This is a genomic window from Paraburkholderia sp. J76 (assembly GCF_905220295.1).
GTDB lineage: Bacteria > Pseudomonadota > Gammaproteobacteria > Burkholderiales > Burkholderiaceae > Paraburkholderia.
The window spans coordinates 221,847-240,703 of record NZ_CAJMZJ010000002.1 but is presented as its reverse complement, the minus strand read 5'-3'; the positions used below and the strand labels follow the sequence as shown (position 1 = coordinate 240,703).

At 63.2% G+C, this 18,857-nt stretch carries 17 protein-coding genes; 2 read left to right on the top strand and 15 right to left on the bottom strand.

Annotated features, from left to right (window positions below):
- Positions 1-118: 118 nt before the first annotated feature.
- The 6 genes from U5768_RS04615 to U5768_RS04590 form a co-directional block, all read right to left on the bottom strand.
- Positions 119-1,333, bottom strand: coding sequence for an MFS transporter (locus U5768_RS04615; protein WP_322029200.1), 1,215 nt, complete (start codon positions 1,331-1,333; stop codon positions 119-121).
- Positions 1,330-2,121, bottom strand: coding sequence for a DeoR/GlpR family DNA-binding transcription regulator (locus U5768_RS04610; RefSeq protein ID WP_322029199.1), 792 nt, complete (start codon positions 2,119-2,121; stop codon positions 1,330-1,332). The genes U5768_RS04615 and U5768_RS04610 overlap by 4 nt, the downstream gene beginning before the upstream one ends.
- Positions 2,122-2,364: 243 nt before the next feature.
- Positions 2,365-2,673 carry a non-heme iron oxygenase ferredoxin subunit gene (locus U5768_RS04605; protein WP_322029198.1) on the bottom strand — a complete coding sequence of 103 codons (309 nt, stop codon included), beginning with the start codon at positions 2,671-2,673 and terminating at the stop codon, positions 2,365-2,367.
- 43 nt (positions 2,674-2,716) lie between these two features.
- Positions 2,717-3,787, bottom strand: coding sequence for a fatty acid desaturase family protein (locus U5768_RS04600; RefSeq protein WP_322029197.1), 1,071 nt, complete (start codon positions 3,785-3,787; stop codon positions 2,717-2,719).
- Positions 3,788-3,916: 129 nt separating this feature from the next.
- Positions 3,917-5,041: an alanine racemase gene (gene alr / locus U5768_RS04595; RefSeq protein WP_322029196.1), complete on the bottom strand. Its 1,125-nt coding sequence runs from the start codon at positions 5,039-5,041 to the stop codon at positions 3,917-3,919.
- Between the two features lie 133 nt (positions 5,042-5,174).
- Complete coding sequence (locus U5768_RS04590) at positions 5,175-6,065, bottom strand: LysR family transcriptional regulator (protein ID WP_322029195.1); 891 nt, start codon at positions 6,063-6,065, stop codon at positions 5,175-5,177.
- Positions 6,066-6,167: 102 nt separating this feature from the next.
- Here U5768_RS04590 and U5768_RS04585 point away from each other — a divergent pair, with 102 nt between their 5' ends.
- Complete coding sequence (locus U5768_RS04585; RefSeq protein ID WP_322029194.1) at positions 6,168-6,593, top strand: VOC family protein; 426 nt, start codon at positions 6,168-6,170, stop codon at positions 6,591-6,593.
- A 193-nt stretch (positions 6,594-6,786) separates the two neighbouring features.
- Here U5768_RS04585 and U5768_RS04580 read toward each other — a convergent pair whose 3' ends face one another.
- On the bottom strand, positions 6,787-7,074 hold the full coding sequence (locus tag U5768_RS04580) for a hypothetical protein (RefSeq protein WP_322029193.1): 288 nt from the start codon (positions 7,072-7,074) through the stop codon (positions 6,787-6,789).
- Between the two features lie 300 nt (positions 7,075-7,374).
- Between U5768_RS04580 and U5768_RS04575 the strand changes: the two genes are divergently transcribed.
- Positions 7,375-9,564: a TonB-dependent siderophore receptor gene (locus tag U5768_RS04575; RefSeq protein ID WP_415913849.1), complete on the top strand. Its 2,190-nt coding sequence runs from the start codon at positions 7,375-7,377 to the stop codon at positions 9,562-9,564.
- A 64-nt stretch (positions 9,565-9,628) separates the two neighbouring features.
- Here U5768_RS04575 and U5768_RS04570 read toward each other — a convergent pair whose 3' ends face one another.
- The 8 genes from U5768_RS04570 to tssK all read right to left on the bottom strand — a co-directional run bounded on the left by U5768_RS04570 (position 9,629) and on the right by tssK (position 18,595).
- A complete protein-coding gene (locus U5768_RS04570; protein WP_322029192.1) occupies positions 9,629-10,294 on the bottom strand; it encodes a DUF2278 family protein in 666 nt (221 codons plus the stop codon).
- 156 nt (positions 10,295-10,450) lie between these two features.
- On the bottom strand, positions 10,451-10,792 hold the full coding sequence (locus tag U5768_RS04565) for a DUF2322 family protein (RefSeq protein ID WP_415913848.1): 342 nt from the start codon (positions 10,790-10,792) through the stop codon (positions 10,451-10,453).
- A 54-nt stretch (positions 10,793-10,846) separates the two neighbouring features.
- Positions 10,847-11,278, bottom strand: a complete 432-nt coding sequence (gene tssE, locus U5768_RS04560; RefSeq protein ID WP_322029190.1) for a type VI secretion system baseplate subunit TssE — start codon at positions 11,276-11,278, stop codon at positions 10,847-10,849.
- 12 nt (positions 11,279-11,290) lie between these two features.
- The gene (gene tssH, locus U5768_RS04555; protein ID WP_322029189.1) at positions 11,291-14,017 is read right to left on the bottom strand and encodes a type VI secretion system ATPase TssH; all 2,727 of its coding nucleotides are present in this window, start codon (positions 14,015-14,017) and stop codon (positions 11,291-11,293) included.
- A 145-nt stretch (positions 14,018-14,162) separates the two neighbouring features.
- Entirely contained in the window at positions 14,163-14,648 is a 486-nt protein-coding gene (locus U5768_RS04550) for an Hcp family type VI secretion system effector (RefSeq protein WP_322029188.1), read from the bottom strand.
- A 94-nt stretch (positions 14,649-14,742) separates the two neighbouring features.
- On the bottom strand, positions 14,743-16,518 hold the full coding sequence (locus U5768_RS04545; protein ID WP_322029187.1) for an OmpA family protein: 1,776 nt from the start codon (positions 16,516-16,518) through the stop codon (positions 14,743-14,745).
- A complete protein-coding gene (locus U5768_RS04540) occupies positions 16,515-17,246 on the bottom strand; it encodes a DotU family type IV/VI secretion system protein (RefSeq protein WP_322029186.1) in 732 nt (243 codons plus the stop codon). Before U5768_RS04540 ends, U5768_RS04545 begins: the two co-directional genes overlap by 4 nt.
- Positions 17,243-18,595, bottom strand: coding sequence for a type VI secretion system baseplate subunit TssK (gene tssK / locus U5768_RS04535; protein WP_322029185.1), 1,353 nt, complete (start codon positions 18,593-18,595; stop codon positions 17,243-17,245). Before tssK ends, U5768_RS04540 begins: the two co-directional genes overlap by 4 nt.
- Between the last annotated feature and the right edge of the window lie 262 nt (positions 18,596-18,857).

Genomic DNA, 18,857 nt, shown 5'->3' with positions numbered 1-18,857 from the left:
TCCGGCGTGGGCCGGATGCAGTGGTTGAGCTTCGGGATCGAGTCTACGTAGGGCGCTTTTGTGGGGATATCCGGATCTTGTGGTGATATTCGAAGTCGATACGCCGGGCGGCTGCGCGTTACTCCGCCTCGATGCGATCCGTGTCACGCGTGTCGTTGCGCACTGGAGCCTGCGTGGCCGGTTCGCCGCGCGACGCATCCACGTCACGAACCGCGCGGCTACCCGCAAAGCACACGGCGAGCGTCGCGAGCACTGGCACGCAGAGCGCAAGCCGCAAACCCATTAACCCCGCGCCAAAACCGATGATCGGCGGTCCCACGAGAAAGCCCGCATAGCCCGCGGTTGCCGCCATCGAAACACCGGTAACGGGCGGATTGGTCGTGCGTCCGGCCGCGCTGAAAATCACCGGCACCACATTGGCAAGCCCAATGCCGACACAGATGAACCCCGCCACAGCCGTAATGAGCGCTGGCGCAGCGAGCACAGCGGCAAGACCCGCAGCCGAAAGCAGGCCGCCCAGCGCAACCACGCGCACGGCGCCCAGCCGCCGCACGAACGCGTCGCCCACCATGCGGCACGCCGCCATCGCGAACGCGAACGCCGTATAGCCGATACCCGCGCTATCCGCATGCGCGGGCAATGCGGTGCGCAGATACACGGCGCTCCAGTCGGCAATGGCGCCCTCGGTCATCATGCACAGGAACGCGAGCGCGGCGAGTTTCACGACGCCCGCCTGCGGCAGCGCGAAACCGCCGCCAGGCGCTGCCTCGGGACGCGTGCCGACGTCGCGCAGCGAGAACACGGCCGCTCCCACGATCAATACGGCGATGGGAATGGCAGGCAACGCGAGACCGCTTAGTACACCGAATCCTGCTTTCTGGAGCACCGTGCCAACGGCTGCGCCCGCGAGGCCGCCTGCGCTCCAGGCCGCATGGAACGACGACATGATCGGGCCGTTCCATCCTTTTTCGATTGCGCTGGCGTGGCCGTTCATCGAAACGTCGAGTGCGCCATTGAGCGCGCCGAGCAGTAGCAACGCGGCGCATAGCAGTTCGATATTGGGCGCGAGCGCAGGCAAAGGAAACGCGGCGACGAACAGCACGCCGAGCAGCGCCGTCGCGCGGCCGCTGCCGAACTTCGGTGCGAGCCGCCCGGCGAGCGGCATGGCGACGATCGCGCCTAGCGCAAAGGCAAAAAGCGCGACGCCGAGCAGGGAGTCGCCAAGGAGCAGTTTGTCTTTCACGCGCGGCACCTCGACGGCCCACGCGCCAATGCCGAAGCCGTTCGCCAGAAAGACGGCCGTGGTAGCGTAGCGTTCGCGTAGAAGGTTCATCGCGCCACCGCCACGTCGCCGCACGCGGCTTTGAGTTGCTTCAAACGGGTCTTGGGAACGTCGGCATCGACGATCAGATAGTCGAGCGAAGCGCACGGCGCAATGACGAAAGGCGCCGACGTCATGAGCTTTTCGGTGGTGACGGCCACGGCGATCTGGCCGCTTGCGGCGACCATGGCGCGCTTTATTTCGGCATCCTCAGCATCGAACGCGGCGACGCCTTCCGAAGGATCGAGCGCGCAGGCGCCGAGAAAGCAGAGATCGGCCTTGATTTGCCGGATTTGCACGAGCGCCGTCGCCCCCAGCGCGCCCGCGGCCTGCGCGCTCACGCGGCCGCCGATGAGGATCACTTCGATACCGGGGCGCTCCAGCAGTCGCACGCAGGCCTGCGGCGACGTCGTGACGACTGTGAGGCCGGCGTTTTCGGGGAGCGCCGCCGCAATCTCGACGTTCGTCGAACCCGCGTCCAGCAGAATCACCTGGTTGGGCTTGACGAGCGCGGCGGCGGCGCGCGCGAGGCGCGCCTTGGCCGGCAGTTGCTCGCGCATGCGCTCGGAGGCGGGCTTGTTGGCCGGCGAGGTGAGGAGCGCGCCGCCATACACGCGCTTGCAGTGCCCGGCCTCGGCGAGATCGCGCAAATGGCGCCGGATCGTATGCTCCGAGGTGTCGAGCTGCGCGGCCAGTTCGGCGGCCAGCACCCGGCCCTCCGCGTGCAGCTTTTCGAGGATCAGGCGCTCGCGTTCGTCGGGGAGCAGGCCTTCACTGGCCTCCTGGCGTGTTCGTTGCATGGGTGGTGGCTCCCGCTTGCTCGTTGAATCGATCAAAAACGAGCATAAATTATCGTAAACGGGCGAACCATGCAACTGCGCGGTCGGCGGGATCGACCCGCGAAAGCGATTTGTCCTTGGAACGTCACGCGGTTGCGGCCGTTACGCCTGGCGGTGTACAACGCGCAATCGGCGAGTCCGTAGGCGGTGTCTAAATATTGCGCCTCGAATAGAAAACTTCATGACGCGCAAGGTTTCGCTGCATCACACCTCGATATAGATGCGTCCGCCTTCGACTTTTGCCGGATACGTTGTGAGTTTCTCGCAGACCGGCGCGCAAAGCGGCTTGCCGTCGCGCACGTCGAAGCGGCCATTGTGCTTCGGGCATTCGATTACGTGGCCCATCACGAGTCCGTCGCTCAGATGCACATGTTCATGGGTACAGAGCCCGTCGCTCGCGTAGACCTGGCTTTCTACGCGGTAGATCGCAAAGGTGCGTCCGCCGTGGTCGAAGCGCATGACGTCTTCGTCTTCGATATCGTCGAGTGCCGCTGCGTCGATCCATTGGGGCATGAGGGTGTCTCCGGTTTCGTGTGACGGTTGTGTACGCAACGGATCAGGCTTCGGCGTGGCCCGGAACGGGGCGCGCCACGTGATATGCGGGGTCGCTCGTTTGCCGCACGAGCGCGGGAATGATTTCCGCGTACGCGGCAAGGCTGCTGCGATATGGCGGCGGCATATCCGTTTTCACGACCTCGTGCAGGCGCGGCAGCGCGTGAAAAGGAACCATCGGAAACATGTGATGCTCGACGTGATAATTCATGTTCCAGTAAAGAAAGCGGAACACGGGATTCATCATCACAGTGCGGCAGTTGCGGCGGTGATCGAGCACGTTCTCGGGCATGCCTGCGTGCTGCGTGAGGCCGAAGTAGAGATAAAGCCACGCGCCGTAAAGGCTCGGCAGGCCGATATACAGCAACGGCAGAATCGTGCGAAAACCGATGCACAGCCCAATCGCGATCGCGTAGACAAGCAGGCTCAGGCGCGCTTCGCGTATGGCTTTGGGCCATTCGGAGGCGGGCACGAAACTTTGTTCTTCCGCGCCCAGGCGCCCGCACGCGGCGCAGATCATGCGCGGCAGTTCGCGCGATACGTGCTTGAGCGCGAAAATGTTCAGAGCGAGCGAAAGCCAGTCTGTGGGGCGCGGTGCGGCGATCTCGGGATCGCGGCCTACCACGAGCGTGTCGGTGTGATGGCGCGCGTGACTCCAGCGCCAGATCGTCGCGCAGCGAAACACCTGGAATGACGCGATCTGATAAAGCGCGTCGTTCATCCAGCGTGTTTTGAATGCGGTGCCGTGACCCGCTTCGTGCCAGCGCGAATCGGCGGGGCTGCAATAGAGCGTGCCGTACAGCAGGAAGGCGGGCACGGCCCACCACGAATGCGCGTGCCAGAGGAGGCCGGCTAGCACGCCGCTCGCCACGATGGCCGCATACCAGATCGCGGTGTCGCGTATCGCGCGTGCGTCGCTGCGCTGCATCAGTTGCTTCATCACGGGGCGCGGCACGGCGCATCGATACCAGTTCGCGTTGACAAGCCCCGCGGCGCCCGCGCGTTCGCCTGCGCCGCCGATGAGCCGGTAGTCCGCATGGTGCGGCGCGCGAGCGTGAGTCTCCTGGTCGGCCACGAGTGTCTCCTTCAAGTGTTCGCAACGCGCGGCGTGCAATGCGTCGCGCGTCAACACAAAAATAGGTGACGTAAGGCCTGGGCTCAACCGGAAGTTTGAGGAAATTTCGTCAGCGAGCGTTAAGCGTGGTCAGGCCGCGACCTGCTCGTCGCGTCCTCGCGCAATGGTGGCTTGCGTATTCGCGCCGTCGGCCACGGCCACCGGCACGCGCCGCGCGAGCGCGCACATCAACTCATAGCCAATGGTGCCCGATGCCTCGGCCACTTCGTCCACGCGCACCTGGTCGCCCCATAGCTCGACGCTCGAACCGATGCCGGCATGCGGGCACGGCGTGAGATCGACGGTGAGCATGTCCATCGACACGCGGCCCACTACGCGCGTGCGCAAGCCGTCCACGGCAATCGGCGTGCCGGTGGGCGCGTGTCGCGGATAGCCGTCCGCGTAGCCGCACGCCACCACGCCAATGCGCAGGGGACGGTCGGCCTCGAAGGTTCGGCCATAGCCGATGGTTTCCTGCGGCGCGAGCGTCTGCACGCCGATGATGCGGCTCGTGAGCGTCATGGCCGCGCGCAGACCGAAGCCTTGCACGTGCCGCGCCACGCCCGTGGGCGACGCGCCATAGAGAATCGTGCCGGGGCGCACCCAGTCGCGATGCGCGCGCGTGTGCCAGAGCACGCCCGCCGAATTCGACACGGACTGCTCGCCGGGAATGCCCTGCACGGCGGCGTCGAACGTGTCGAGCTGCCAGTCGACCTGGCCGTCGTCGGCGTTCGCGAAGTGCGTCATGAGGCCGATCGCGCCGATCGACGGAATGGCGCGCGCGCGTTCCCACGCCGCGCGATACGCATGCGGGCGAAAGCCCAGGCGGTTCATGCCCGAGTTCATCTTCAGTTGAATGTCGAGGGGATGCGGCGGCTTCGCGGCTTCGAGCAGATCGAGTTGCTCGTCGCAATGCACGGCCACGGTGAGCCGGCGTGCAACGGCCAGCTCGACGTCGGCGGCTTCGAACACGCCTTCGAGCAGCAGCAGCGGTTTGGTCCAGCCCAGCTCGCGTACGCGCACGGCTTCATCGAGGTCGAGCAGGGCGATGCCGTCGGCGCCCGCGAGTGCCGGATAGATCCGCTCGATGCCGTGACCGTACGCATTGGCCTTGATCACGGCAAACGCGCGCGAGCCCGCGGCGGTCTGCTTCGCAAGCTCCAGGTTGTGGCGGATGGCATCGGGTTGAATGCGGGCGGCGATGGGGCGCGGCATAGGCGTTCCTATGGGTTGGAGGGCGAAAGGATAGTGGTTTGCGCAATCGTATTGATTTTCTTCCAGTTATTTTTAATGTATTTTCAGGCGAATTTGGTTGAATAACCTAAGGAGGCCGCCGTCGCGCAAATGTTCAGGCCTGCGGGCCCGCTGGCTGCGCCTGGGCGCGGGATTCGAGCAACTGGATCAGCAGGCGCGCAGGTTCGCTGAGCGTGCCCGGCGCACGATGCACGAGCCCGACGTCGCGATGGAACGTGTGCTGCCCAAGGTCGATCGCGCGTACTTTGGCGGGCCAGCGCCGCCACGCCGAGGTCTGCGGCACCAGCGCGACGCCCACACCGTTCGCGACGAGCCCGACGATGGCTTCCAGTTCGTCAAGCTCGCTCAGGTCCTGCACGGCGCAGTGCACGCGGCGCAGAAACCGATCGACCTGACGTCCGCCGAACGATGCGCGATCGTAGCGAATGAAGGGCTGCGTCGCCAATATGTCGGCCCAGGCGTGGCCTTTCACATGGCGCGGCACGATGAGCCGGAACGGCTCGCGCGCGAGCGTGGTCCAGCGCAAATCGCTTTGCAGTGCGAAGGGTGGCCGGATGATAGCCGCCATGTCGATTTCGCCAGCGTCCACGAGATTGTGCAGCTCCATCGAAACGCCCGGGATGACGCGCGTGCGGCAGCCCGCGCAACGGCGATGGAATTCGGCCAGCGCTTCGGGCACGAGCGCGCGCTGCACGGACGCGATCGCGCCGAGCGTGACACGCCCGGTTGCCGCGGGGCCGGCCGCGCTCGAACTCAGGTTCTCATAAAGCCGGATGACTTCCTGCGCCTGCGCGAGGATCTGCTGGCCCATCGCGTTCAGGCGCGCCGCGCGCCCCTCGCGGTCGAACAACGTGAAACCCATCTCCGCTTCGAGGCGCTGTATTTGCGCGCTCACTGCGGCCTGGGTGAGGCCGATCTTCTGGCCCGCCGCGGCGAACGTGCCTTCTCGCGCTACGGCAATGAGGGTTCTGAGTTCGCGTATCATTCATCAATAATATTTGTTAATCAGAAAATTATATATTGATTTTGTTTTTGCTTAGGGCTGTCTACCATGTCGGGATCGTTTTCGAAGACAGTGGAGGTATCCATGTCGCTTTCCCCTTTCCATCTCGCCATTCCCGTCTATGACCTCGCAGCCGCGCGCGATTTTTACGGCCGTGTATTCGGGCTTGCGGAGGGACGCTCGAGCGCGCAGTGGGTCGACTTTGACTTCTTCGGCCATCAACTCGTGATTCACGAGCATCCAAAAACGGCCTCGCAGGACCATGCGCATACGAACCCTGTGGATGGCCACGACGTGCCTGTACCGCACTTCGGTGTCGTGCTGAGTTGGGGCGACTGGAAGGCGCTGGCCGAACGACTCAAGACGTTCGGCGTGAAGTTCGTGATCGAACCGTACGTGCGCTTCAAGGGGCAGGTGGGCGAGCAGGCCACGATGTTCTTCCTCGACCCGTGCGGCAATGCGCTCGAATTCAAGGCGTTCAAGGACATCGGCCAGCTTTTCGCCAAATAAGCGGGGATGTCCGCGCGCCCCTGGCGGTGCGGATTTCGAGGTATGGCTGTCGCCGGCTGGCGTTTTATCGGCGGCTCAGTGGTGCAGATAAAGCTTTGGGACAACCGCCTGCGATTGAGCCGCCGCGCACCCCCGCAGCATCAATAATCAGGAAAACTAACTATTAAGGCAGCAGCACCGGGCAGCGCGAACCCTATTGCTGCTGCCAATGAAAACGATCGCCGCGCAAGGATGCGCCGTGATCGTCGAGTTTTTCATCGTCAGCCGGTAGTGCTTCGAAATACGATCGCCCGTCTTTGCGGTCCTCCGTATGCAGCGCGGCGCGGGAAATGCCAGGCGGAACAGACGAAGGCGAGGCGGGCGGCCAATGCAGCGTGGCAGGCGCCGCGCTTGGGGGAGAAGAGGGCAGATCCGTGGTTTCGTTTGCCAAGGCAAGGCCCATGGCCCATGCGGCCGGGACCGAAGCCAGAACGAGCAGCACGGGGAACGTAGCGTGTTTCATACGCGGCCACCACGCGAATGGACTGACTGGGCCTGTATTTTATGTCGCGACCTGGCGTATTTCCAGGCGCCCATCTGGCTCGGAGCAGTAACCCTCTCTAGCTTGCCGCTCTGAGTCCATTTTTGAGCGGTATTGGGTAGAAAGGTATTAAAACAGACAAATGCCGCCTGGTTCTTGGAAAAACCGTAAGGGTTTGTTAATATCGCCCGCCAGTAAGAATGAGAATGCTTCTTATTGAAGCATTTGCAAGCACTGGCGAGACGACCTTTCCCAAACGACATGAACAACCGAGAACACGCGCGGCGCGCTCGACGCACGCAGCCCCGGCCACTGCGGCCGTTGCATTTTGCGGCCTGGCTTACTTTTGCGGCTGCGCAGGCCGCGGTTGCCCAGACGGAGAACCCGGCCGCCGTGCAGGACGGCGCTGCGGCCGCCACGAGCACGGACCAGGCGCTGCCCGCCGTGAAGGTCAGCGCGAGCCAGGCTGCCGATTCGCCGCTGAACCTGCGCACGCCGGTCAACAGCGGCGCGCTCGGCACGCGTTCGCAGCTCGACACGCCGTTCTCCACCACAGTCGTGACGGGCGAGGACCTCGCCGAGCGCCAGGTCTACAAGCTCGGCGACGTGTTCGCCGGCGACGCCTCGGTTAGCAACAACAGCAACGCGTACAACGCGTGGGCCACCTACATCACCATTCGCGGCCTGCCCGTGGACTGGCAAAACGGCTTTCGCATCGACGGCAATCCGTTCATCTCATACGGCATCACGATGCCCTACGAGCAGCTGGAGCGCGTCGAACTGCTCAAGGGGTTGGGCGGCTTCATGTACGGCTTCGCGCAGCCGAGCGGTCTCGTCAACTACGTGACGAAGCGGCCGGAGAAAGACCCCGTCACGAGCCTCGACGTGGGCTACCGCATGGACGGCCTGCTTAGCACGCACGTGGACCTGAGCCGCCGCTTCGGTCCCGACGACATGTTCGGCGCGCGCGTGAACTACACGAAGGAAGCGGGCAAGACCTTCAACGCCGGCGACTACAACCGCAACTCGGTTTCGCTCGCGCTCGACGGCCAGCTCACACGCGACCTGCAGGTCTGGTTCAACGCGCTCTACCAGACGATCCGCTCTAGCGGCCAGACGCCTGCGATCTACACGGGCAGCTACACGGCGTCGAGCCTGCCCGCGGTGATCAGCGGCGGCACCAACCTGCTTGGGGGCACCGACCAGCACATCAACACGAACCTGCAGCTTTATACGGCGGGCGTGCGTTACCAGATCACGCCCGACTGGTCGTTCACCACCTCGGGCAGCTACAGCAAGTCGGCGCGCGACCGCAACGAGAGCACGCTCACACTGCTCAACCAGGCGGGCGACTATACCGACTCGCGCTGGAACGGCGACGAAGGCCATCAGGACATCTACTGGCAGGGCATGTTCGAGGGCAAGGTGAAAACCGGGCCATTCACGCATCAACTCGTGATTGGCGGCGCGTACCAGCATCAGACGAACAATTACGCGTCGAACTCCATTTATACGGTGCTCGGCGACGGCAATCTGTATCAGCCCAACCCGTGGCGATTCTATTCGGGCGGCGGCCTCGAAACGTACCGCGCGAGCGACATCACGCAGGCTTCGGCGTTCGTGAGCGACACGATGCAGATTACGAGCCGCTGGTCGGTGCTCGCTGGCCTGCGTTACACGAACTATAGTCAGAACAACTACGCAACGACGGGCGAAAAGACGTCGCAGTACAGCCAGAACGGCGTGCTCACGCCGACCTTCGCGCTCATGTACAAGCTCGAGCCGAACACGACGCTGTACGCAAGCTACGTCGAGGCGCTGGAGCAGGGCGCGATCGTCGATAGCATCTACGCGAACGGCGGCGCGATGCTGCGTCCGCTGCGCTCGCGTCAGTATGAGATCGGCGTCAAGAGCGAGCATGAGCGCTGGAGCGCGACGGCGGCGTTGTTCCGCATCGAGCGCGGCGCGTCCTATGCGAACAGCGAGAACGTCTATGTGCAGGACGGTAATTCGATCTACGAAGGTATCGAAGCGGGTGGCAGTGTGCGTCTTGGCCGTAGCTGGCAGGTGGCGGGCAGTGTGACGCTGCTCGATACGTGGTACGCGAAGGGCCAGTCGTTCAACGGCAATCGCGTGGCCGGCGCGCCGACGTTCGTCGCGGCTGGCCGTGTGACTTACGACGTGCCTTACGTGCAAGGCCTGCAACTGGCCGCGGATGCGAAGTTCACGGGCAGCACGCAGGTGCGCCCGGCAAACAATCTGGAAACGGGCGGCTACATGCTCGTGAACCTGGGCGCGAACTACTTCACCCGCATCGGCGGCCATGACGTGACATTGCGCGCGGCGATCGACAACATCACGAATCGTCGCTACTGGATGTTCCAGTACTCCGATTACATCGCGCCGGGCGATCCGCGCACGGTCAGCCTCAACGCGAAGATCGACTTCTGAACGGTCGATCCGTTCGGGCGAACGGGCGCGCGCCGGTTAGGGGTGCGCCCGCTCGCCGTTGAAGTCACGAAATCGGCTTTGAGTTCGGCATGGGGTTGCCAAGGTCGTCGGTCGGAACGTATTGCTGATCGAACGCCGCTACATACAAAGCCCATTCGGGATCGCCCAGATCTACGAGCAGCGCGCCGTCCTGCCAGATGTCGTTGTGGTCGTTCGAATCGTTGCCCGCCCTGTGGATGAACTCGCCCTTCGATCCCTGGTTCATGTGAACGTCGTGAATGCCGTCGCCTTCGCTGTAAAAGCGGCCGAATACGTAGACGTCGAGCGATGATTGTTGTGCGCGCAACAGAAGGCGCTGCAACGAGGCGACGGGCTCTACCTGCTCGGAGCCGTCCATTACGTCGCTGTTGCGCCACGCGCCCGTATTGGCGAGAAAGTCGCTGCGCTCGAAGTCGATGGCGGGCAGCGCGTCGGTGCCCGTGAGATCGCTCTTGCCTTCCGCCGCGCCTTCGAGCGTGGTGAGCACGCTGTGGTTGAAATCGAACACGAGCTTGTATTTAAGCAGGTCGTCGGCATCGGTGGTGCCCACGTTGACCGCGATGTCCCACTGCGCACCGTCGACCGTCACGCCGAAGTGCAGGTGATATTGGACTTCGTGGGGCCGCCGCGTGGACTTCAGTCGCGGTGCGGAAACGATCTTCGCTTTAACGTAGCCGTAAGGAAGGGCCATCACGCGCTCCTCGTCGTTAGGATGGGTTCGCCATTGTGCCCCGCGAACGTGAAATTGCGCTTGCAGGATGCGCGATGGCGACGTCTGATGACTGAGTTTGCAGGATGCCTTTTCCGCACGTTCAACCGTAGCAGGAAGAGCGTGAAAATGCGATGCTCAGGCTGCGGCGATCACGTCGATGCGCAGCGCCGGGCCGCCTGCCGCAATTTCGAGGAGACGATCGACGTTCGGGTGGGCGCCCGGGCGGTTGCGCGCGTCCGCGGTGTGTTCGGCGAACACGGCGAGGCCATGCTCGGCGGCGTTGGTATCGAGCGTGCCGAAGACTTCGCGCAGATAGTGGTAGACCGCGAGCGAGCCCTGCTTGCCGGGCTGGTTCTCGATGGTCGCGGCCACGTTGCCCAAAGCGTCCACGAGATCGATGCGCCCGATGCCGGCGATGCCCGGCAGCAGTGCGAGATTGTCCTTGAAGACGGCGCCCGGTTGAATTGCCTGAATCACTGAAAACACTCCGTTGGTTCGATAAGTGGCGGTTAAGGAGCCGTATCTTATACCCTAGTGATCACGTTCGCGATTAATGAGCCGCTCGACACGCATACGCCCGGGCGGTTCGAAATACGTTCCAAACCGAACCAGCCCGGCCTTCCTGAGGTGGCAGACCATCGTGAAGCTCACGAGCAGCCCCGGATCGGGTTTGTCGCTGATTTCAATGTCGATCGAACGCAGGCGTGGCTCGAACTTCAGCAGCGTGTTTTCCATCTGGTTGCGCAGATCGTGAACCGAGGCTGGCAGGTTCTTGTACACGTCGGTGAGATCGGGCAATCCATATTCGGGCACGTGCTTGAGCGCACCCGCCCGTGTATTCAGGATTCGCCCGATGTTCGCCTGGACACTCAGGATTTCGAGCGTATTGTCATCGTGGTTTTCGAGTGCCTCGCCATTGATATGGCCAAGCAGCATGTCGTATAGGGACGGACCTGTCGGCATGGCGAGACTCCCTTACCTGGCCATTGCTTCGGGCGTAAGTGCGGCCGGCCCGGCGTGATCCACGAAATCGATAGCAAGACTGCCTTCAGTCGAACTCGACAGGACAATCTTCGCCGGTGTAGTGCCGCTGGCCATGCGGGTGAGCAGTTCGCGGGACACTGCCGGGAGCACGCGCTGGTTGAGGAATGCATCCACGTTGCGGGCGCCGGATTCACGGGCGAGGCAACGCTCCGCCATTGCAGCAATCAGGGAGTCGTCGCAAACCAGCTCGACGCCGTGCTGACGTTTCAGGCGCCCGGCCACCTTGTCGAGCTTCAGACGCACGATGGCGCCAAGTGCGACCACGTCGAGTGGCTTGTACACCAGTGTCTGGAAACGCGCGAGCAGCGCCGGCTGGAAGTGCGCGACGAGTTGCTGATGGATGGCTTCGAGTAACGCAGGTTGCGCGCTGTCCGGATTGTCGGCAGTCATCTCGTCGATCTGCGCGCTGCCGAGGTTGGAAGTCATCAGGATCACGCAGTTGCGAAAATCGATTTCGCGGCCTTCGCCGTCGCGCATGGTGCCGCGATCGAATACCTGATAGAAAATGTCCAGCACGTCGCGATGAGCCTTTTCGACTTCATCGAGCAGCACGACGCTGTAGGGGCGCTGCCGCACTGCCTCCGTGAGCACGCCGCCGCGGCCGTAACCGACGTAGCCCGGCGGCGAGCCCTTGAGTTGCGACACCGTATGCGCTTCCTGGTACTCCGACATGTTGATCGGGGTGAGCGCCGCCTCGCCACCGAAGAGCAGGTCGGCTAGCGCGAGTGCAGTCTCGGTCTTGCCCACACCGGATGGGCCCGCGAGCAGGAATACACCGAGCGGCGCGTGCTCGTTCTTCAATCCGACCTTGGCGGTGCGCAGGCTTTCCGCGAGCGCGGCGAGCGCATCGTCCTGGGCTACCACGCGCCTGGCCAGTTGCGCTTCGAGCGTAAGAAGACTTTCCAGTTCGTCCTCGACGAGGTTCCCGACTGGCACGCCGGTCCATTCGGCGACCACACGCGCAATCGCCTGCGCGTCCACGTCCGGGAAAATCAGCGGGGTCTTGCCCTGGAATCGCTGGAGCGTTTCCTGTGCCTGTGCGAGGGAACCGGGCTCGCTACCCGAAGCAGAAGCCCGTTGTTCATGCAGTGCACGCACGAAGCCACGCTCCTGTTCGTAGCGCTGCTGCAGCGTCTCGAGCGCGGCCTGTGACTCGACGAGCGCCGCGCGAAGCTCTGCCTCACGCCCCTTCATTTCAGCGACTCCCGCCCGGGCGTCGTCCTCCACTGTCGAGAGTTCCAGTTCCAGCGCCGAGACGGCGGCGCGTGCGCGATGCAGGTCGGCCGGCGGCGATTCAAGACCCATCCGTACGCGCGCGGCCGCCGTGTCGATCAGGTCGACTGCCTTGTCCGGCAACTGCCTGGCCGGGATGTAGCGACGCGAGAGCTTGACCGCGGCCACGAGCGCTTCATCGCGGATATGCACGTTGTGGTATTGCGCGTAGCGACTCTTGAGTCCGCGCAGCATCAGGCACGCTGCTTCGTCACCCGGCTCCTCCACCTTGATCATCTGGAAGCGTCGCTCAAGCGCGGCGTCGCGCTCGAAGTATTCCTTGTATTCCGACCAGGTCGTTGCCGCGATCGTGCGCAGCTCGCCGCGTGCGAGCGCGGGTTTGAGCAGGTTGGCCGCGTCCGCGCCGCCCGCGGCATTGCCCGCGCCGATGAGCGTATGCGCCTCGTCGATGAAGAGCAGAATCGGCACGCTGGATGCCTGCACCTCATCGATCACATTCTTCAGACGCTGCTCGAATTCGCCTTTCACGCCCGCGCCCGCCTGGAGCAGACCAAGGTCGAGCGTGAGGATACGCACGTCGCGGATCACGTTCGGGACCGTGCCCTCGGCCACACGAAGCGCGAGGCCTTCGACAAGCGCCGTTTTTCCCACGCCCGGCTCGCCTACCAGGATCGGGTTGTTCTTGCGTCGGCGCGCGAGAACATCCACCATCTGCTGAATTTCGCGATCGCGGCCAAAGACCGGGTCGATCTTGCCCTCCCGCGCCTTGCCTGTGATGTCGATCGCAAAGCGGGCCAGCGCGTCGCCGTCCACACGGCGCGTTACCGTCGGCGCCGCGCTTGCGTGTTCCGCGGAATCCGCAATGCCGGCCGCGTTCGCCGCGGCCGACTGTTCCGGTTCCGCTTCTGGCGTCTCGGCGGCGTTTTCGCACGTACGGTGTCCGAGACGCGGCAGCAGACGCTGAATCTGCGCGCTGCTTACGGAGAGAAGCGGCCAGGTGGAACGCGTGCGCAGCGCGTGCGGCGCCTCGACGATGGCTTGCAGAACATGCCCTGACCGGATCGTTGTCTCACGGGTGTCGGCGAGGTTGAGCGCATGAGACCAGGCGTCTTGCAGGACGGCGGCCAGTTGCGGGGAAAGGCCCGGCCGGCCCCGCAGATTGCGCGGAGTGTGCTCGATCGCGCCAAGCAACGCGGTCCATAAGGCGTCAACGTCCAGATCGTAGTGATCCAGAATGGCGGGAATATCGCCGTCGCCCGCCTCGAGCAGTTTGAGTAGCCAGTGCTCGACCGTGATCTCATCGGCGAGGCGCGTCTGGCACAGGCTTGCTGCGGCCTCAAGCGTTGCCGCGCAATGCGGATTGAGCCGGCGCAGGAGCTGGCTGATATCCCGGGAAAAGGTGCTTCGGTCGTTATGCAGGGTCATGTGGTGACTGCTCGTGCGGGGCGCAGGGGGGAGGGAAGCTGCCACTACAGGCAGCCGCCCGGCGCAGCAAAAAAGCCAGTCGGCTTACGCAAACTGGCAAAAGAGGACCGTCATGCGGCGACGGCCCCCAGACCACCGTCAAGGATCAGGAACGCTCGTTCCAGGTGTCCTTGTGAATGATGTTGCCGTCCTTGTAGGACCACGTGATCGTTTCGTAACGCAGCTCGACTTCCTCGAGATGGTTGTGCTTCTCGAAGTCGGGGATCTTGATGTCGAGCATCTTCGGACGGACCGCCACGACCTTGACGTTTTCGAGCTTCGTGTTGAAGTACTCCTTTTCCTTGCCGGCGTCGTCGATCTTGTACCACTTGATCTCAGCCGACTTGAGCGTCTGGCCGCTCGTCACCGCCTTGTAGAGATACGGCGTCGACGCGTCGGTTTCCTTGATGAGCTTGATCGGAGCGTGCACGCGCGTGCCGGTCAGCTTGCCCGTGTTGTCGTCGGTCGGAATATGCAGGTCGTGATTGAACTGCGTAATCTCGATGCTGCCCTCGCGGCCCTGGACGGTCACCGAACCCTTGATGTCAGCGCCACCATCGTCCTTGAGCCACATGTATGACGGAATTGCCATTCCTAAACTCCCTCTTTTTGTACTACGACAATCGCCCGGAAACAGTGACCGGGCTCACAAAACCCGAAGCCTTGGCTTCGGGGACAAACGCTCCCTACCTGGGCGCGACGCCTGGCGTTACCGGCTGTATGGCGGTGGCCGCTGCGGCGCGCTGCGGGGTGTCAGGCACAAGGGTGATTTCCACACGACGATTCCTGGCGCGCCCGGCGTCCGTGTCGTTTTCTGTAAGGGGGCGCGTGTCGCCGTAGCCCTGGATCGCGAATTGCGTGGCCGGGATGCCGGAGGCATCAACCAGCCAGTCGCGCACGGATTGCGCGCGCGCGGTGGATAGCTGCAGATTGCTGTCGGGATCGCCGACGTTGTCTGTGTGGCCCGCCACGAGAACCCGCTTGTCCGGATGCGCCTTGATCATCTCGAGCGCATTGACCATGACTCTTGTGGAGCCATCTTTGAGTTGGGCCTTGCCGCTGTCGAACAGCGACATGCTGTCAAGGGTGACGACGGTTGGCGGCGGCGGGGGAGGCTGATACGAGGCAATCGCGTTGTTGAGCGCAGGGATCAGTCGCGCGCCCCGATACAAGCCGAACGACAAATTGAGCGGTACTCCCATTCGCGCGTAGCGGTCGAGTTCGTCGCGATCATTCACGAGGCTTTTCAGCGCCTCGCGCCGTGCGGCGTCGTGGTCCGCCGGAATCATCGAGTAACGCCCGAGATCGGCCCCGATGCGCGAGAGCAGCGCCTGGTTGTTCTTTCCGGCACAGTAAAACGCAACGCCGGCCGCGCACGCGAACAACATAAGCGCATGGATCAGCGCCAGGCGTCGCGGTGACCTCCAGTGCCGCACAGGGAGTGCCTCGATCAGTGGCTGTGGCAGCGGCAAGGGCGCGGGCGAGGCGCCCGTGCTACGCAGAACGCTGGTCTGCATCTCCACAGCCATGTTCCACGGGTTGCCGGCATTACCCGCCGGGCCGCAGTCGATCCAGCCAGCGCCGAACAGCGCCAGCGGCGTCGCAGGTTGCCTCGGGTCTGTCAGCGCGTGAAACACGACGCGCTGCGTCCAGCCGATGATCGCCGCAAGTGCCGCCGCCCGCGTAGCCGCCGCACAGCGGTCCGCCGCGCTCGTTACCTCGTCCTCGGCCGCCCGTATCACGGCCTCGAACCGCTGCGCGTCAATCATTCGGGAGGCCGAAGAAACACCGTGCCATTCAGGGCCGGCGAGTCCTGCGGGTCCGGCTGTCAGTCGCTGATACACCGCAACATAGCCGGGAAGAGTGCGCGCGCCGAGCATGCGTGTGGTGTCAGCGACTGCCTGACGTACCGCTCGCAGAGACTGGGTCAGCAGATCGACGTCCGTGTACCTTGCGGGCACAACCGAGATCACGACGCCATCAGGGGCGCGTCCGTCGCGCCACTGCTTCACCGCGACGGCCAGACGTGCGAGATCCTTGGGTTTGTCCACGCGGAGCCAGATTGCGCCTTCTCCGACATAGGCGAAACCCTCGCGCCTTTCTCTGTTGAACAGTGCGGGCAGTTCATCGCCAGTCGTCAAGACGAGAGGCATTCGCGTACGCAGATCGATCGGAATGTCGGCCGTTGCTTGCGCAAGTGCGGCGAGAACGTGCGCGCCCTGCTTGCGCGCGATGGCGATTCGGCGGGTATACAGGAAGGCAAGCAGCGCCGCGGTGAACACCACCGCGCCGGAGAGGAGCCACGCGAGCGCCGGACTGAGCCGCGCCACAAACCAGATAAGGGCAAGCGCCAGAGCGCCTGCCAGAAGAATCTGTAACCGGAACGGATAATCCAGTCCTTCGTGGCCGCGAACCTGCCCGTCATTGGGCGCAGAAGTCAGCAGAGGCAGGTCTGATTTCACGGCTGGGCAACCTTCGCCGACAGAATGTGTGTGGCTTGCGTGTTGAGTGCAACGGCCCACGCACTCCAGATGGCGGCCGCGACAACGCAGGCGATGCCGGCGACAGCCCACGGTGAAAGCCGGCGAAACCAGTCGGAAAGCTGGCGTCCTGAGCGGTCCGAGATGAAGGAGCGTTCTTCATGGGGGCGAAGCTTTTTCAGCCGCGTGTCGAGCGCTCCCATGAGTTCGATGAGCCTGCTTTCTCCATCGAGGGCGTAGCGGCCCTTGAACCCCATGCCCAGGATCGCGGCGTAGCCCTCAAGCAGGTCTGCGTTCGGCGACGTTTCCCGCAAGCGCGCCTCGATCCGGTTAATGACGAATTCACCTGCGTCGTGCACCTTGAACCGCTCGACCTGAAACGGGTTGAGCGCCCAGGCTGCCCGGCTGCTTTCCGGTAAATGGCGTAGTGCCGTTTCATCGATCAGGCCGCACTGCGCGAGCAGGATTTCGTGCTTGACGTCTTCGGGGTAGCCATGTCGTGTGAGGGCCTCCGAGAACTTCTGTATCAGCTTGCGGCAGTTGTCGCGGAACTTGTCTGCATCGTGAACGGTTCCGTTGTCGCCGAGCGACGTAACAAGCAATCCGGTGTCACGTAGCAGGTCGCGGATGCCAGGGGTGCTTGCGCGACCCAAGCCGGGCTCGGACGCTAGAAGTGCGGCCGTGTGGCGGCGATCTGTCAGGACTTTCATGAGCGGAGCACCGCGTAAAGTTCAAGCGAGGCATCAGCGACAGAGCCCGGGAGATAGATCTGGCAGGCTCTCGCGGCGAGCATCCTGCCGTATGCAGGACTGCCGGAGTCCAGCGAGAAATACTGGTTGTCCAGTCGAACCGGGATGGCGCCCGGCACCCGTTGGACCGCCTTGAGCGGAATGCCAGGGAGTGCCGAATTGACGATGTGTTCGACATCGTCCGGCGCGCCGATCTTGCACAGACGAGGGAACTGCTCGACCAGATCGAACGCGGTCATGCGTGCGTTGACAGACAGATACCAGTCTGACGCGCCGTCGACGATGCGCTCGTCGAGGAACTGTCCAGTCCACGTTGTCGGTGTCTTGCGGGTGAGGCCAATTGGGATCACGCGGGACGGGATGATTGCGTCGAGCAGTTCACGGATCATCGATTCCAGCTTCGTGAACACGTCATCGGCGTGTGCGTGGTCCCATGCGGGAATGTCCGAAAGCTGTATGTCGGTGGAGAAAGTCGTCAACGCACTGACCAGTTGGGTGAGCGTGACATAGAGTTGCTCAGGTGGCCGCGCGGGATGAGACAGGAAAAGCCGCAACTGGGGCCACGCCGAATGGATGCAGTGCAAGAGCCAGAAAAGCTGTACGTCGGCCACGCCGTATTCGGTAACCTGCTCGACGCGTTCGCTGCGGCGCGCACCGAGCGCAAGACTCTTCGCTTGCAGAATATCCGCGAGGCGATTGATCCGCTCTATGTGCAGCGGATGGCTGCCAAGTGTGAGACACGGCGGAACAAAGCGGTGATCGACCTGAAACTGGCCGTTTGCAGCGCGCGAGAGACGCGCCACCGCACACACAGTATCATCAGCATGCGGCTCGAAATCGAAGAGCAGGCGCAGCGCGTGGCGTTCGACGGCAATCTCGGTCTCGGCCGTGCCGTTGAGATCCACGACCTTCACGAACTCGCGATACGAACGCCGCGGCCGCGCGAGCGTAGTCTCGTCAAAGCGACAGTTATTACCGGTGGCGTCGGGCAGCGCAAGCGCGGCGTAGACGATCAGGCTCTGGCGATCCGCTGGGATACCCTGCGTCAGATCGCGTGCCCCTGGTATCGCGTCGCTGACCGTCGAGTCGAATGGCGTTCCATCTGGCAGGCGCAATTTGAGTTGCTCGAGTTTCAGGCGACCCGTGTTGAGCGCTTCTTCATCCACGACGACACCCAGCGTGCCCCACGGCTCAGCGAATGCCGCAGCCGCGAGCTGCTGTACGCCGAATTCGCTCGAGCGCTCCAACTGCTGGAAGTGTTGCTGAGAAAGTATCAGGCCGTCGTGCCAGAGAGGTTTATGGATCCGCATAGGTGATGGTCTCTTGTGGTTCGTGCTTTTCTTCTTTCGGCCAATGACTTCAATTGAGGAAGTCGAACGACTTTATACAGGGTAAACCGGGGTTTGTATTGAATCGGTATTGAGATCTGACAAACCTCAACAACTCATGGGCGAAGATTATGCCGATCACGTATCTCGCTATTGTTGTCGAATGCTAAATATGATCGACATCAATGCCGGAAAATGGATTTTTTGGAGAGAAATATCATAAAACTGAGATACGGTGAATCCA